Source organism: Gayadomonas joobiniege G7 (assembly GCF_000300815.1).
GTDB classification, from domain to species: Bacteria; Pseudomonadota; Gammaproteobacteria; order Enterobacterales; family Alteromonadaceae; genus Catenovulum; species Catenovulum joobiniege.
This window is the reverse complement of sequence record NZ_AMRX01000001.1, coordinates 133,042-148,626: the sequence shown is the minus strand read 5'-3', so window position 1 is coordinate 148,626 and position 15,585 is coordinate 133,042. Positions and strand designations below refer to the sequence as shown.

Sequence of the window (15,585 nt, the reverse complement as noted above, 5' to 3'; positions counted from 1 at the left end):
CTGTTATGGATCTCATTTTTATTTTAATGTTTTTAGCGAGTGGTGTCGTTGCAGGCATATTAGCTGGTTTTTTAGGCATAGGCGGCGGTTTAGTGGTTGTGCCTTTATTATCTTTTGTATTACCTATGGTTGGTGTACCTGAACAAAACCTCATGGTGATTGCAGTGGGTACCTCAATGGCAACCATCATTTTTACTGCGCTCGCTTCCACCAACAGCCACCGAAAAAATCATAATGTGGTTTGGCCAGCTGTTTTTAGCTTGTTTCCAGGCCTTATGTTTGGCGCCTTATTAGGCGGCACCCTTGGTTCACAAATGAGCAATAACAGTTTAGCGTTATTTTTTGGTGTTTTTTGCAGCTTTTTAGCACTTTATGTGGTTTTTGGCCAGCGCTACATCCGCCCAGTATCTGATTATGCGCAAAGTCGGGTCTGGTTGAGTTTAATTGGTTTTATTACAGGCCTCATATCTAGTTTAGTTGGGATCGGTGGCGGCACCATGTTAGGGCCTGCGCTTATCTGGTTAGGTTTAGAAGCCAGACGCGCTGTTGGCACCTCAGCAACCTGCGGTTTATTGATCGCTGTGTTTGGCTCGTTAAGCTATGTTATCAACGGCGCAAATGCGGTAGACTTGCCACCCTATACCATAGGTTATGTTTATTTACCGGCATTTTTTGCGATCATAACCACCTCTATGTTATTTGCCCCTTTGGGCGCAAAAATGGCAACACATTTTTCAGAGCGCGTAATACGTATTTGTTTAGGTATAGCCTTAGCGGCTTCTGCGCTAAAAATGTTTATTAGTTTTTAAGTTGGAGAATTTACAGTGCAAGAATATTGGCAATTTCCCGCCATAGATCCTGTTATTTTTGAGGTCGGCCCTATCGCATTACGTTGGTACGGTTTAATGTACTTAATTGGATTTGCAGGCGCTATGTACCTTGCTAACCGCCGCGCTGAAGAAAAAGGTTGTTTATGGACTAAAGACCAACTGAGTGACATGCTGTTTTATGGCTTTTTAGGGGTTATTCTAGGCGGTCGCATAGGCTATGTATTATTTTACCAGTTCCCATTATTTTTAGATGATCCTAGCTATTTGTTTAAAATCTGGGAAGGTGGCATGTCTTTCCATGGTGGATTTTTAGGGGTTGTTGTTGCAATGTTTTGGTTTGCTCACAAAACCAAAACCACATTTTTGCAAGTTGCAGATTTCATTGCCCCGCTGGTTCCGCTTGGTTTAGGCGCAGGCCGTATCGGTAATTTTATTAACGCAGAGCTATGGGGACGAACCACAGATGTGCCCTGGGCAATTGTTTTTCCAAATGCAGGTGACTTACCTCGACATCCCTCTCAGTTGTATGAATTTTTTTTAGAAGGGTTAGTCCTTTTTATTATCCTCAACTGGGTTCGTCGTAAACAGCCACCAACAGGCATGATTGCCGGTCTATTTGCGTTAGGTTATGGTAGTTTCCGTTTTATCGTTGAATATTTCAGAGAGCCAGATGCACATCTGCAAAACTTTATGGGTGGTTTTATGACCATGGGGCAACTTTTGTGTGTACCTATGATACTTGTCGGTTTGGCTTTGATTATCTATGCATGCAAAAATAGACAACAGGCAAATAAGGCAGCAAAAGCATGAAACAGTATCTAAAACTTGCACAGCGCATTATCGACGAAGGCATCTGGGTAGAAAATAAACGCACAGGTACTCGCTGTTTGACGGTTGTGAATGCCGATCTTGAGTATGATGTTGGCGCAAACCAATTTCCAATTATTACCACCCGAAAAAGTTATTATAAAGCGGCCATCGCCGAACTGCTTGGTTATTTGCGAGGATATAGCAGCGCCGCTGATTTTAGAGCCATCGGCTGTAATACTTGGAATGCCAACGCGAATGATAACCAGGCTTGGCTCAATAATCCTCACCGTGCAGGTGAAGATGACATGGGGCGAGTATATGGCGTACAGGCTCGCGGCTGGCAAAAACCTGATGGCAGCAAATTAGACCAACTTAAAAAAGTGGTCGATAATTTAAAAAATGGCATTGATGACAGAGCCGAAATTGTGACTTTTTATAACCCTGGTGAATTTGAGCTAGGGTGTTTGCGGCCTTGCATGCATACACATACATTTTCGTTGTTGGGTGATACTCTGTATTTAACTTCTTATCAGCGCAGTTGTGATGTGCCACTTGGATTAAATTTTAATCAAATCCAATGTTTTGTATTGCTGGCGCTAATGGCCCGTATTACGGGCCATAAACCAGGTAAAGCCTATCATAAAATTGTTAATGCCCACATATATGAAAACCAATTGCCATTAATGCGTGATGTACAGCTTAAACGTGATCCGTATCCGTCACCGACGCTCACCATAAACCCTGAGATTAAATCTTTAGAAGATCTAGAGACCTGGGTCACTCGTGATGACTTTCAGGTCGAAGGGTATCAATATCATCCCGCCATTGCATATCCCTTTACTGTCTAAAAAATATGCCCCTACGTGTAAAAGTTACATACGGGGCTTGCAATAATTTCTGTTTAAATGCAAACCTTAGTCCGTGAAAAACTTCTGAAGACCAGCCTTTTAAAATAAATAAACATTAAAAATCAATATCTTATAAATTTTTTTTAAAGTTGGCATAAGCTTCGCAATACAACTATTACATTCGCATCTAAAGGAGAAAGCAAATGTTAGGTTGGAGTCTTGTATTTTTAATTGTCGCTATTGTTGCGGGTATTTTAGGTTTTTCTGGGGTTGCTGGTGCAGCTGCAGGGATTGCCAAAATATTATTTTTCGTTTTTGTCGTATTGTTAATTATTTCGTTAATTTCTAATGCGGTACGCGGAAAATCACCTAAACCCTAATCAATATGAAGCATCACATGTGTTAGGGATAGCGCATGCAAGGAACAACGGATGTTTGTTTTTTAACTATTAAGGAGTCAGATCATGAAAATTTCAAACCTTTTAAAAACGGCATTGGTAAGTTCGGCGTTAGTATTGAGCCCAGTTGCGTTGGCTGATGACCATGAAGAGGCTGCGGAAGAAGTGGAAGATCAATGGGACAACTTAGTTGATGAAACTGAAGACGCAGTTGAAGATGCTCAAGAAGAAACCGAAGATGCAGCAGAAGATGCTGGCAATCAGGTTGAAGACTGGTGTGAAGATGCTAAAGAAGAAGCAGACGCCGACGACACAGATTGTTAATGGTAGGCGTTAGGTTAACCAGCCGCATATGCGGCTGGTCCTCATAAACCGATCGCATTTTTCACCATAAGTTAATATCATTCTTGTATCTTTCACCCTCCAAACACGTATTGTTCAGACCTGAACACACTTTATGGATTTTTCGAATATTCGACTAAAATAATAACACCTGAGCATTTATAGCGAGGCACTAAATATGTTGGGGTGGAGCTTTTTATTTTTGGTTATTGCTTTGATATCCGGCGTACTGGGGTTTACTGGCATTGCAGGCGTTGCGACTGAAATAGCAAAAATATTATTTATTCTATTTTTAATATTGTGGTTGATTGCATTGTTAGCGAATGCGTTGCGAGGCCGACCACCAAATTAGTTTGGAATGTAAATAAAACTAGACTGCAGGGCAGTCTAGTTTTATATATTTTACAATGCTGAAAAGGCATTTTTTGCTGCTTTGATGGTGTTCTCTATATCTTCATCTGTATGAGCACTAGAAACAAACCCAGCTTCAAATGCAGAAGGTGCTAAATACACACCTTGCTTTAACATCAGTTGGTAAAACTGTTTAAACCTTTTTTGGTCGCAAGCTGTTGCTTGTGAAAATGAATTCACTTGTGATTGCTCAGTAAAGAAAAAACCAAACATAGCGCCAGCTTGGTTAGTAGTTAACGCAATACCTGCTTCACTTGCAGCTTGTTTAAAACCATCACATAAACGGCTTGCTTTGGCCGCTAATGCAGGATACAGCTCGTTTGCTGAGCTTTGCAGAATAGATAAGGCAGTAATACCTGCAGCCATTGCGATCGGATTACCGGATAAAGTACCGGCTTGGTAAACTGGGCCAACGGGTGCGATATAGTCCATAATCTCTTTTTTTCCACCAAAAGCACCGACTGGCATACCACCGCCAATGATTTTACCTAAAGTGGTTAAATCTGGGGTAATACCATAATGCGCTTGTGCACCGCCTAAAGCCACTCGAAAGCCAGTCATGACTTCATCAAAAATCAGCACAGCACCGTATTCGTCACAGATATCTCTCAGTCCCTGTAAAAAACCAGCTTGTGGCGGTATACAGTTCATATTACCCGCAACGGGTTCTACAATAATACAAGCGATATCATCACCGGCTTCAGCAAAAACGGCTTTGACTGAATCTAGGTTATTAAATTCAACCGTTAATGTGTGTTTGGCAAAGTCTGCCGGTACACCAGGCGAGTTAGGCACACCAAGGGTCAATGCACCAGATCCTGCTTTAACTAACAAGCTGTCGGCATGACCATGATAACACCCTTCAAATTTGACCAGTTTATTGCGGCCAGTATAACCTCGGGCCAAGCGGATCGCCGACATGGTTGCTTCGGTACCTGAGTTTACCATACGAACACTGTCCATAGAGGGCACTATTGATTTTACAAGGGCAGCCATTTGTGTTTCTGAGGCGGTCGGTGCACCATAACTTAGGCCTTTGTCCACTGCTTGATGCACAGCTTGACGGATTTCAGGGTGATTATGGCCTAAAATCATGGGCCCCCAAGAGCCTACATAATCAATATATTTTTGCCCATCGGCATCAAATAAATAAGCGCCTTCAGCGTAATCAATAAATACAGGTGTGCCACCCACACCTTTAAATGCGCGTACAGGCGAATTGACACCACCTGGGATATGCTGTTGGGCTTGTTCGAATAAAAGTTCTGAATTAGACATTTAATTTACCGTATTTCCTTTGTTACTGTACCAGCGTACTTCTGATTCATAGCGGTTGACTAAGTTTTCAACCCCTAAAGTGGCTGCAAAAAGCGCCATTCGCACTAATACGCCATTATCCGCTTGACGGAAAATAGCTAGGTTTGGATTTAGATTTAAATCATTATCCAGTTCGTTGGCATCAGATCGTGAGTCGCGCGGCAGTGGGTGCATGATCACTGTATTAGACTTACAGTGTTTGGTATAAATAGATTGATTTAAACGGAAACGGCCGCGGTATAGATTTGCTTCTTGTTCAGATGGAAACCTTTCTTGCTGAATACGGGTTTGATAGACAATATCAGCATCTAAGTGGCCTTCTAGCTGCTCTGTAATAATACACTGGTGACCCGCATTTTCGATTGCTGAAATGACTTTATCTGGCATGGCTAATTCGGCTGGCGAGATAAGGGTAATTTTTAAGTCTTTATACAGGCATAATAATTGACACAAAGAGTGCACCGTACGGCCATATTTTAAATCACCGATGAGCGCTATGTGCATGCCATCAATACCTAATTGATGGGCGTGTTGCTCTTTTTGTATGGTGTATAAATCTAATAGTGCTTGGGTTGGATGTTCGTTCGCACCATCACCACCGTTGATGACGGGGACACGGCTGCCGGTGGCAAATTCAGCCACAGATCCAGAATCAGGATGCCGCATCGCAATAACATCACTGTAGCTACTTAATACACGGGCTGTGTCATATAAAGATTCACCCTTGGCCAACGCTGAGCTTTTTAACCCAGTGGTTTCACGGACATGCCCGCCTAACAGATTAAATGCGGTGCCAAAACTCACTCGGGTTCGGGTACTGGCTTCGAAAAACAAATTGCCTAAAATTGCTCCATCAAGAACATGCGTTCTTTTATGACGGTGAGCATAAGGTTGCATCGCATCGGCAATGCGAAAAAGATATTCAATACTCTCGCGATCAAATTGCTGTACTGAGAGTATATTCGCCCCTTCAAATTTAAACATGAAACACCTGCTTAGCTGAGTCCAAAACTGGCGCTATGATAGCATACTTGGCACGCTGCAAAATCAAAAAGGTTTGACGACGGCCAGTATAATAATGGCAAATAATAAGATGACAGGGGCTTCATTAAAATAGCGGTAAAAACGCGCTGAGCGTTTGTTCCGACCAGCTTTAAAGCGTTTTAACAGCACAAAACAATAACCATGGTAAACATAAAGCAAAGTGACTAATGTCAGTTTTGCATGTAACCAGCCGCTGGTTTTTAGCCACTCACTTCCGTATAACACCATTAAGCATATACCAAAAACTGCGGTTAAAATGGCAAATGGAGTGACAAAATACAGCAGACGTCGTTCCATAATACAAAATTGTTGGTGGACCTGGTCTGATTGGTTTTGCGCGTGATAAACCAGCAGTCGAGGAAAATAAAAAATGCCTGCAAACCAAGCGACCATAAATATAATGTGTAGCGCTTTCAGCCATAAAATGATCATTCAAACACCTGATACGAACCTTTAGTTAACCTGAGTCTAAGCTGCTCCCAGCTGATCACACCGATAATCTGGTCAAGCTGATCTGCAAATATATAAACTGAGCCAGAACGGCGATCTTGCAATATTTCATAAGGCTCAGCTAGGGTATATCTAGACTCTACCCCTTGCAGGTCTTCAAAACTAAAAGGTGAATTTTGCAAGGGATCTAAAGAAACATTGTAATTGACCAGTTTAAAGCTGGTTCCATCTGGGTGATCTTCTTTTAAAATCACAGGGCGTTTACCAGCCCGGTCGAGCGCCCGTTTTAACGCCTCGTCGTCTTTGCGTTTAATTAGAATAAAGTTGCGTGTCATGGCCGCCAGAACACCGGTTTTTTGTAAAATATCATAGGTTGGTGGGGATTGGTAATCTAGTTTTTGTGTTTCGAGCTGTAACAAAAATAGCGAACGATTACGGAAAATTTGGCTGGAAACCACATGAGCACAGACGATCACTAACATAGCTGGGACTACTATATCTGGGTTATAGGTCATTTCTAACGCAGTGACTAAGGCGGCGAGTGGCGCATTCAAACAAGCCGCCATGAGTGCTGCTAACCCTAAAACACCGTAAATATCGGCATAGTCGTGCACGTCACCAATAAAAATTGATGCCATTAGGGCAAGTAAAGTGCCCAGCATCATGCCTAAGCCTAAAATTGGGCCAATGATGCCACCTGGTATCCCTAACCCAATTGCAAAAAAAGTCAGTGCGGCTTTGCTGATAAAAACCGTCATCAATAATTGGGCATTTCCGGTTTCTTGTTGGGCAATGGAGATCGCGCCTAACCCTATGCCTAAAGCTTCGGGAACAATCGCGCCTATGATTGCTGTGACTGTGGCAGCTAAAGCAAGGCGTGGGATCATATTTACGTATTTGAACGAGCGGATAATTTCTATTAACTGGCGGTTAAAAGCAAAAGCAAAACAACCGACTATGACGCCCATAAAAACCAAATAAGGGTAATGTTGAATACCCAGTAGGTTAATATCCAAGGTACTTAGGTCATGTTCATGACCAAATACAAAACGATTAGCCGTTGCGCCGGCTACAGAAGCCAGCATCACGGGTACGAAAATATGAATTTTATACTCACGCAGAACGACTTCCATTACAAAAATTACAGCTGCCAAAGGCGTATTAAACGAAGCTGAAATCGCGGCGGCCATGCCGCAAGCGGATAAAGTACGAACTGAGTTGTAGGGGAGTTTAAGACCGGCCGCTAGGTAACTGGCCGCACCAGCCCCGAGATGTACAGCTGGGCCCTCACGGCCAACCGAAAAACCACTCGACATAGCGATAATACCGCCAAAAAACTGATTAATCGTATTGCGCATTGGCATCATGCCATAAAAGGCTTTCAATCGATAAATAACAAAGGGGATACCCAATCGAAAATATTTAAAATCAGTAAACCAGCCTAATAGTGCGATGAGTGCGATGCCAATAAACGGCAGAATTAAGTGGAAAAACGTATTCAGTGAGGTAAAGTCATCTGGGTTATCCAAATATAACAATTGCACGTTTTCAAGTACCCAGCGAAATGCGAGAATAAAAGCAGATGCACAGATCCCAGCTAATAAACCTAGAATACTCAATTGAATTGAGATTTTGGGATAAGCTAATTGGCGTCTAAGTAGCTGGAGTTGATTTTGCAGCACGTTTGCATATTTTGTTGGCGAATAGTTAATTAACAGATTAATCAAGCTAACTGGATTTGTCACTGATTTTGCTAAATTTTTTAAAAAGGATGAGGTTTGGTTAAAGCTAATAAGCAAAAAATAAAGATAATTCGCAACGCAAACGTGAGATTTTACAGTTCTTTAATCGGCGTAGGCATTGCGATTTTGTGTTTTTTAGCGGGTATGCAGGTTAATCAGATACGACTGACTCAAAATGAGAATAAAATTGCTCAGCTAGAGACTCGTTTACAAGAAAAGCAGCAGGCTTTGATACAAGTTGAGCAAAAGTTAAATTTTGTCAACGTTGAAAATGAGATTAACCAAATGGGAGTGCAAAAGATACAGCAGCAATTGCAAGCGTTAAATGAAGATAAACAGAACTTGCAAGCTCAGCTGACTTTTTATGAAAGAGTCATGGCGCCCGAATTAACCGATGATCGATTGAGGGTTGAATCTTTGGTTGTACAAGCCGTTGACAACAACGAATATCTGGTGCGTTTGGCACTGGTGAAAAATCCAACCGAGCAAGGGTATGTAGCTGGTCATGTAAAGATGCAGCTCAAGTATGGCGAACAGAGTATCAATATATTGCCAGAGCAAGAGGGCACATTTAATTTTAAGTATTTTCAAATTATGGAGCAGCGTTTTCAATTGCCTGAAACCGAGCAGCCAAAACAATTGTTTTTGCAAGTTACAGTCAAAAAAGGTAAAAAATTCGAGTTAACAAAGGTTCTAGATTGGCGCGAGGGCACCTTGATCCCAGCTCGTTCAGATTAAATAGTTGAACGTTTTACTCAGGTATTAGATAATAACCTATGAATTTATTAATGAGGTTTTGTGCATGAATGATATTCCTTTAAATTTCACTGATGCGGCGGCGCAGCAAGTGAAAGTATTGATCGAAGAAGAGGAAAATCCCAACCTGAAATTTCGTGTCTATATCACGGGGGGCGGATGCTCAGGATTTCAATATGGTTTTATGTTTGACGAAAAGGTCAATGACGGTGACATATTGATTGAAAAAGAGGGTGTTAACCTAGTGGTTGATCCTATGAGCCTGCAATATTTAATGGGTGGTGAAGTTGATTATATGTCTGGTTTAGAAGGTTCACGCTTTTTTGTCAAAAATCCCAATGCTACGACAACTTGTGGCTGTGGTGCTAGTTTTTCAGTTTAATAAGCGGGTTATGGTTGCTCTGCAAGGGCAGCCATAATTAATGCCTCAACCGCTTGCTGTTTACTTTTATCATATCCTGACACTCGAGTGATCTCTTTCCGGTTTTGATCGAATACGATTAATGTGGGTAAACCCCGTACCTTAAATGCTTGTTGTAAGCTAGCATTGCTGTCGTAAAATACCGGAATATCCTGCAACTGATTGCGCTTTAAAAACGCATCTGCATTTTTTTTATCGAGATCTTGATTTACCGCAACCCACTGTAACTTCTCTGCCGTAAAGGGTGCAAATAAACTTTTATAATGCGGCAATGAGTCAGCGCATGGTACACACCAGCTTGCCCAAAAATCGATCACTAAAAATTGACTGTCAAATTCAGCTAAACTTTGTATTTGCATGTTAGCTGGAAACTTTTTTTGCCAGTGATCATGCGTTGGTGGTAAAAATATGTGGGTGGCGGCATAAATACCTGAAACGAGGGCAATAATAGCTAAGCTGGCAAAACTAACTGTTTTAAATGATGTTTTCATAAACCTATCTTGTCTGAATGCGGCTGTAAAACTAGCATACAAATAAAGGGCTGATAAAGCCAGTAGACTGCATTGTTTAGCTAAGGGGTGCTAACAGCGATCAAGTGGAAACGCTAATACTTGGTTGATATGTTCAGCACCAGTGGCCAGCATAATTAAACGGTCTAACCCTAATGCGATGCCAGAGCATTGCGGTAAGCCTGCTGCAAGTGCTTGCAGCAAATAGCTGTCGATTGGTTTTTCGGCTTTATTTAGTTGTCGACGCCGCCCATTATCAGCTTCAAATCTGGCTTGCTGCTGTTTTGCACAGGTTAGCTCATCAAAACCGTTTGCCAGCTCTATGCCTTGATAGTAAAGCTCAAAACGTTCAGCAACACGAGGATCTTGAGGCGATAGTTTGGCTAGGCTAGCTTGTTCGGCCGGAAACTGATAAATAAAACAAGGTTGATTCTGAGCTATCACTGGCTCTATCAGTTGACTGAAGATCCATTGCAGCAAGGTGTGTTTATCCTCGGTTAAAGCGGCCAAATCTGCTAATTTATGCTGACATAATAGTGCTTTCAGTTCAGCCACATTGGCCGTTAACGGGTCTATATCCAACTGAGCTAAAAACGCTTGTTGGTAAGTTATAATATCAGCGGTGGGTACTTGTAAGACCTGACTAACAAGAGCGCTGGTTTCTGCCATGAGTTGATGGGCTGTAAATCCAGGTCGGTACCATTCTAACAGGCTAAACTCTAAATTATGATAACGGCCCGATTCGTCATCTCGAAACGCTTTGCAAATTTGAAAAATACTACCGCTGCCAGCAGCCAATAACCGTTTCATGGCATATTCAGGGGATGTTTGCAGATGTAATCGCAAACCATCTGGGTGGCCAGGGCCTTTATATTGGGTGTTTAAATTTTCTAAATGTACATCGCTCACCCCAAATCTAGCTAAACTTGGGGTTTCGACCTCGAGCACGTCTCTTTGCCAAAAAAACTCTCTAATCTGGCGTATGACAGCCGCCCGCTGACGCAAAAACTCTATACTGGCCGACGGTTGCCATTGATTCATTTATTTTACCCGAGAGACATATTCACCAGAGCGAGTATCTACTTTGATAACTTCGCCAATTTGTACAAACAAAGGAACGCGAACAACAGCGCCTGTGCTCAATGTCGCAGGTTTACCGCCTGTTCCGGCTGTATCGCCTTTTAATCCTGGATCTGTCTCTGTAACTTCTAATTCAACAAAGTTAGGTGGCGTAACGGCAATCGGATTACCGTCCCACAGCGTGATAATGCAAGTGTCTTGTTCAACCAGCCATTTTTCATTATCACCAACCGCTTTAGCATCTGCAGCAATTTGCTCAAAAGTTTCATTATTCATAAAGTGCCAGAACTCACCGTCGTTATATAAATAGGCCAATTCATGGTCCATTATTTCGGCTTTTTCAACACTTTCGCCTGATTTAAAGGTTTTTTCTAAAACTTTACCTGAGATCAATTTACGAATTTTAACACGGTTAAAGGCCTGTCCTTTACCCGGTTTTACAAATTCATTTTCAATAATGGCACAAGGTTCGCCATCTAACATGATTTTTAGGCCGCCACGAAATTCATTGGTGCTTACAGTTGCCATGCTTTCCTCAATTAGGTTTAAATTACAAATCACCGAATTTTAACTGATTTTAGTGCGCTTTGGCAGTCTAGTCGTCAGTTTATTTAGAGTTCGGCAAAACAAACAGGTAGAATATGGGTTTTTATAAAAAATCAAAGCTGTATGTTTAATTACGAAACAAATTGGCAAAAAGAGCTGGCATCTGCCATTAAAGACCCACAACATTTGGTCAAACTGCTTAATTTAGATGAATCCCACTGGCAAACCAGTTTTTCGGCTCGGAAACTGTTTGCGATGCAAGTACCTAGACCTTTTGTGGCTCGGATGAAAGCCGGTGATCCCAATGATCCTTTATTGTTGCAGGTAATGACACAAGCGGACGAGTTTTTAAAGGTTGAAGGCTATCAAAAAGATCCGTTAGCTGAGCATCAAAGTGTATTGCCTGGTTTATTGCATAAGTATCAAAGCCGAGTGCTGCTAATGGTTCGGGGGGGCTGTGCAATCAATTGCCGCTATTGTTTCAGGCGCCATTTCCCGTATCAAGATAACGTTTTTAAGCGCAGCGATATGCAGGCGATTAAAGATTATGTTTTGGCTCATCCAGATATAAACGAAGTTGTTTTAAGTGGTGGAGATCCGTTAATGGCAAATGATCAGCACCTTAGTTGGTTGTTTGCTGAGCTTGCACAACTAAAGCAACTCACCCGTATTCGTATTCATACACGATTGCCGGTGGTGATCCCGCAACGTATCACGCCACAGTTAAGCCGCTTGCTGGCAAACCATTCGCAAAAAGTTGTGATGGTGCTGCATATTAACCACGCCAATGAGATTAATACATGGGTTAAAGACGCCTTCGCCGCTCTGAGGCAGCCAAATGTTACTCTATTAAACCAAGCGACCTTATTAAATAAAGTCAATGATACGGTAACCGCTCAGGTCGCGCTTAGTGAGGCTTTGTTTGCCGCTGGTATATTGCCGTATTATTTGTTTTTGTTGGATAAAGTTGAAGGCGCAGCGCATTTTGATTGTGACGAGGATAAAGTCGGACAGTTACAAGCGGGTATGCTTAAAGCATTACCTGGCTTTTTAGTGCCAAAAATTGCACGAGAAGTAGCGGGGCTTGCTAGTAAAAGCCCCATAATGTTTAAAACTCAGGCAAGCTAAACTTTAATATTTATGTTTTGGCCAATAGCTGGGTCGGCCGACGGTGCCGGCGCGGCTGATTCAAGCAGCTTTAAACTTGCTTGGCCTTCGGCTTGTTGTTGGTCTTTAGCCAGTTGAGCACCGCGTAGTTCGGCACTGGCTGGTGTCTGCACACCTGTCATACTGGTATTCGCCGGGTTTATATCCATACTGACTCCTGGTTTAAGTGGTATAATGTTGGCTATTCTTTATCGGCAGACAAAGGCTAAACTTTAATATTAATTTGGCTGAAAAAAAATAAACTTATGAGGGGCAATAATTTGCAAAATTTAGTTGAATCCATTCGTGAAAACTTAGCACAAGCGCATCGCCGAGCGTTAGATTGTGATGCTTATTTAGATGCATTAAAAGAGCAAGGGCATGGTCAATTTAGCTGTATCTTTAAAGAGGGCTTTAATGTGCAAGCAGATAGATTTATGCCTTATGTTGAAGACGTGGCGAAAGATTTTTATGAGGTAACCCAACTGCGTCAAGCACAGTTAGAAAATTTGGATCAACAAAAACTGAGTAGTATAGTTGCCCGGTTAGAGCTGATTTTTACTACTCAGGCACAGTTTTTGGAAGTTATTCAAGCCGAAAGCAATCAAGCTGGCGAACTTTGATATTAACTTCGTTTGGTGCCAGATACGCGGCACCAATCCCCTTCTTGGGCAATTGGATCTAGCTCAAACCACTCACTGTATAGTTGAGCTATTTCTTCAGCTTGGCTGGCTAATAAACCTGACAACGCGATTTTTCCACCCGGGCGGACATAGCCGGCAATAATCTCTTTTAATTCACGCAGCGGTCCAGCCAGGATATTGGCAACGACTAAATCTACTTCTAACGTGGGTTGTTGTTCGGGTAAAAACAATTCTAACTGATTTTGCACAGCATTGCGTTCAGCATTGGCAGTAGAGGCATCAATTGCTTGGGGATCTATGTCGATACCAATCGCTTTTGAACAGCCAAGTTTAAGCCCTGCAACAGCCAAAATGCCAGAACCACAGCCAAAGTCAACTAAAGTTTCGCCTCCTTTAACTTCATCTGCTAGCCACTTTAAACATAAAGATGTTGTTGCGTGTGTGCCTGTGCCAAAGGCTAAACCCGGATCTAAAATAATATTTACGGCACTGGGGTCTGGGATCTCACACCAGCTTGGACAAACCCATAATTTATCAGCAAATTGAATCGGCGAAAAACTATCCATCCATTCACGGATCCAGTCTTTATCTTCTAGTTGCTCTACTTTGTAGCTGCCTTGTTGGCCGCTGTTTAGCTTTTTCAACTCACCAATAATTTGTTCAGGATCTGTTTCGGCATCGAATAACCCCATGGTTATTGTGCTATCCCATAACAAAAAATCACCGGGTTTAGGTTCGTAAATTGGGGTGTCTTCAGCATCTAAAAAGGTCACTGAAAAAGCGCCTAGTTCTAACATGCTGTCGGCAATTAACTCAGCATTTTTTTTATCTGTTGTGTAACGTATTTGAATCCAGGCCATTTTATATTCCGTTGTCTATCTAATAAAAAAGCCGAACGAGAGTTCGGCTTTTATCAAAGGCAATAGCTTACCAGAGTATTAAGAAATTCCGAGCTTTTTCTCAAGATAGTGGATGTTAGTGCCACCATTTTGGAAATTTTCGTCTTTCATAATCTCTTTATGCAAGCTGACATTTGTTTTAATACCATCAACCACTAATTCACTTAAGGCATTTTGCATCCGAGCGATCGCAATACCCCGGTTTTCACCGTAGGTGATAAGCTTGCCTATCATAGAATCGTAGTTCGGCGGTACGCTATAACCTGCATAAATATGAGAATCCCAACGAACACCTAGACCACCTGGCGAGTGGAAACGGTTAATTTTACCTGGGCATGGCATAAAAGTTGACGGATCCTCTGCATTAATCCGGCATTCAATGGCATGGCCGCGAATACGAATTTCGTCTTGAGTAATTGAAAGCGGTTGACCAGCCGCTATTTTCAACTGCTCTTTAATCAAATCAACACCTGTGATCATTTCTGTAACTGGGTGTTCAACCTGAATTCGAGTATTCATTTCGATAAAATAAAACTCGCCGTTTTCAAATAAAAATTCAAAAGTACCGGCACCGCGATAACCGATTTCTATACAAGCACGACGGCAACGGTCTCCGATGAATTTACGCATTTCTTCGGTAATTCCAGGCGCTGGTGCTTCTTCTACCACTTTCTGGTGACGACGTTGCATAGAACAATCACGTTCACCCAAGTGAATGGCATTACCTTGCCCGTCAGACAGAACTTGAACCTCTACGTGACGTGGGTTTTCAAGGAATTTTTCCATGTAAACCACATCATTGTTAAAGGCAGCACCTGCTTCTTGTTTAGTTAATTCAATCGACTTAATTAACTCTTTCTCGCTGCGAACGACTCGCATACCACGGCCACCACCACCACCAGCGGCTTTAATTATGACTGGGTAGCCAATGCGTTTAGCAATTTGTAGATTCTTTTGATCGTCCTCACCGAGTGGACCATCAGAGCCAGGAACACATGGTACGCCAGCTTTTTTCATTGCATTGATCGCAGAAACTTTATCACCCATTAAACGAATAGAGTCTGCTGTTGGGCCGATAAAGATGAAACCTGATTTTTCGACTTGTTCAGCAAAATCAGCGTTTTCTGATAAAAAGCCGTAACCCGGATGTATGGCGACTGAATCGGTCACTTCAGCGGCGGCTATAATTCGCGGGATATTTAAATAACTCTCTGTGGCCGGTGCTTTACCAATGCAAATGGTTTCATCGGCAAGTAACACATGTTTGAGCTCACGGTCTGCAACCGAATGCACAGCCACTGTTTTAATGCCGAGTTCTTTACAGGCCCGTAAAATCCGCAGTGCGATTTCGCCGCGATTGGCGATTAAAACCTTATCAATCATAGGTAACCC

The 15,585-nt window shown here is 42.2% G+C and carries 20 protein-coding genes; 10 read left to right on the top strand and 10 right to left on the bottom strand.

From position 1 onward, the window contains the following. Positions 1–5: 5 nt before the first annotated feature. From C727_RS0100765 to C727_RS19240, 6 genes are all read left to right on the top strand, one after another. Positions 6–809: a sulfite exporter TauE/SafE family protein gene (locus tag C727_RS0100765; RefSeq protein ID WP_017443708.1), complete on the top strand. Its 804-nt coding sequence runs from the start codon at positions 6–8 to the stop codon at positions 807–809. A gap of 15 nt (positions 810–824) precedes the next feature. Further along, the gene (gene lgt, locus C727_RS0100760) at positions 825–1,640 is read left to right on the top strand and encodes a prolipoprotein diacylglyceryl transferase (RefSeq protein ID WP_017443707.1); all 816 of its coding nucleotides are present in this window, start codon (positions 825–827) and stop codon (positions 1,638–1,640) included. Further along, positions 1,637–2,488, top strand: coding sequence for a thymidylate synthase (locus tag C727_RS0100755; protein ID WP_017443706.1), 852 nt, complete (start codon positions 1,637–1,639; stop codon positions 2,486–2,488). The genes lgt and C727_RS0100755 overlap by 4 nt, the downstream gene beginning before the upstream one ends. Positions 2,489–2,691: 203 nt before the next feature. Next, entirely contained in the window at positions 2,692–2,868 is a 177-nt protein-coding gene (locus C727_RS19245) for a DUF1328 domain-containing protein (protein ID WP_017443705.1), read from the top strand. A gap of 84 nt (positions 2,869–2,952) precedes the next feature. After that, on the top strand, positions 2,953–3,210 hold the full coding sequence (locus C727_RS0100745) for a hypothetical protein (protein WP_017443704.1): 258 nt from the start codon (positions 2,953–2,955) through the stop codon (positions 3,208–3,210). A 196-nt stretch (positions 3,211–3,406) separates the two neighbouring features. Next, a complete protein-coding gene (locus C727_RS19240; RefSeq protein ID WP_017443703.1) occupies positions 3,407–3,580 on the top strand; it encodes a DUF1328 domain-containing protein in 174 nt (57 codons plus the stop codon). Between the two features lie 50 nt (positions 3,581–3,630). On the opposite strand, the gene hemL is transcribed toward C727_RS19240, so the two are convergent. The 4 genes from hemL to C727_RS0100720 form a co-directional block, all read right to left on the bottom strand. Then, a complete protein-coding gene (gene hemL / locus C727_RS0100735) occupies positions 3,631–4,917 on the bottom strand; it encodes a glutamate-1-semialdehyde 2,1-aminomutase (RefSeq protein WP_017443702.1) in 1,287 nt (428 codons plus the stop codon). After that, on the bottom strand, positions 4,918–5,940 hold the full coding sequence (locus tag C727_RS0100730; RefSeq protein ID WP_017443701.1) for an aspartate carbamoyltransferase: 1,023 nt from the start codon (positions 5,938–5,940) through the stop codon (positions 4,918–4,920). Positions 5,941–6,003: 63 nt separating this feature from the next. Then, on the bottom strand, positions 6,004–6,432 hold the full coding sequence (hemJ, locus tag C727_RS0100725) for a protoporphyrinogen oxidase HemJ (protein WP_017443700.1): 429 nt from the start codon (positions 6,430–6,432) through the stop codon (positions 6,004–6,006). Then, the gene (locus tag C727_RS0100720; protein ID WP_026052480.1) at positions 6,429–8,132 is read right to left on the bottom strand and encodes a chloride channel protein; all 1,704 of its coding nucleotides are present in this window, start codon (positions 8,130–8,132) and stop codon (positions 6,429–6,431) included. Before C727_RS0100720 ends, hemJ begins: the two co-directional genes overlap by 4 nt. A 144-nt stretch (positions 8,133–8,276) precedes the next feature. On the opposite strand from C727_RS0100720, the gene C727_RS0100715 reads away from it, so the two are divergent. Both C727_RS0100715 and erpA read left to right on the top strand, forming a co-directional pair. Further along, a complete protein-coding gene (locus C727_RS0100715) occupies positions 8,277–8,930 on the top strand; it encodes a DUF6776 family protein (RefSeq protein WP_155949142.1) in 654 nt (217 codons plus the stop codon). Between the two features lie 64 nt (positions 8,931–8,994). Next, positions 8,995–9,330, top strand: a complete 336-nt coding sequence (gene erpA / locus C727_RS0100710; RefSeq protein ID WP_017443697.1) for an iron-sulfur cluster insertion protein ErpA — start codon at positions 8,995–8,997, stop codon at positions 9,328–9,330. 8 nt (positions 9,331–9,338) lie between these two features. Here erpA and C727_RS17735 read toward each other — a convergent pair whose 3' ends face one another. The 3 genes from C727_RS17735 to efp form a co-directional block, all read right to left on the bottom strand. Continuing rightward, positions 9,339–9,860 (bottom strand): TlpA family protein disulfide reductase, encoded by a 522-nt coding sequence (locus C727_RS17735; protein WP_017443696.1) that lies wholly within the window; start codon positions 9,858–9,860, stop codon positions 9,339–9,341. A gap of 90 nt (positions 9,861–9,950) precedes the next feature. Then, the gene (gene epmA, locus C727_RS0100700; RefSeq protein ID WP_017443695.1) at positions 9,951–10,919 is read right to left on the bottom strand and encodes an elongation factor P--(R)-beta-lysine ligase; all 969 of its coding nucleotides are present in this window, start codon (positions 10,917–10,919) and stop codon (positions 9,951–9,953) included. Next, the gene (gene efp, locus C727_RS0100695) at positions 10,920–11,486 is read right to left on the bottom strand and encodes an elongation factor P (RefSeq protein WP_017443694.1); all 567 of its coding nucleotides are present in this window, start codon (positions 11,484–11,486) and stop codon (positions 10,920–10,922) included. A gap of 141 nt (positions 11,487–11,627) precedes the next feature. Between efp and epmB the strand changes: the two genes are divergently transcribed. Next, positions 11,628–12,632 carry an EF-P beta-lysylation protein EpmB gene (epmB, locus tag C727_RS0100690; protein ID WP_017443693.1) on the top strand — a complete coding sequence of 335 codons (1,005 nt, stop codon included), beginning with the start codon at positions 11,628–11,630 and terminating at the stop codon, positions 12,630–12,632. On the opposite strand, the gene C727_RS0100685 is transcribed toward epmB, so the two are convergent. Beyond that, positions 12,629–12,820 (bottom strand): putative motility protein, encoded by a 192-nt coding sequence (locus C727_RS0100685; protein ID WP_017443692.1) that lies wholly within the window; start codon positions 12,818–12,820, stop codon positions 12,629–12,631. The genes epmB and C727_RS0100685 overlap by 4 nt on opposite strands. A 111-nt stretch (positions 12,821–12,931) precedes the next feature. On the opposite strand from C727_RS0100685, the gene C727_RS0100680 reads away from it, so the two are divergent. After that, positions 12,932–13,273: a hypothetical protein gene (locus C727_RS0100680; protein WP_017443691.1), complete on the top strand. Its 342-nt coding sequence runs from the start codon at positions 12,932–12,934 to the stop codon at positions 13,271–13,273. 2 nt (positions 13,274–13,275) lie between these two features. On the opposite strand, the gene prmA is transcribed toward C727_RS0100680, so the two are convergent. Together prmA and accC are read right to left on the bottom strand one after the other, a co-directional pair. Beyond that, a complete protein-coding gene (gene prmA, locus C727_RS0100675; RefSeq protein ID WP_017443690.1) occupies positions 13,276–14,154 on the bottom strand; it encodes a 50S ribosomal protein L11 methyltransferase in 879 nt (292 codons plus the stop codon). Positions 14,155–14,232: 78 nt separating this feature from the next. After that, complete coding sequence (gene accC, locus C727_RS0100670) at positions 14,233–15,576, bottom strand: acetyl-CoA carboxylase biotin carboxylase subunit (protein ID WP_017443689.1); 1,344 nt, start codon at positions 15,574–15,576, stop codon at positions 14,233–14,235. Positions 15,577–15,585 lie beyond the last annotated feature (9 nt).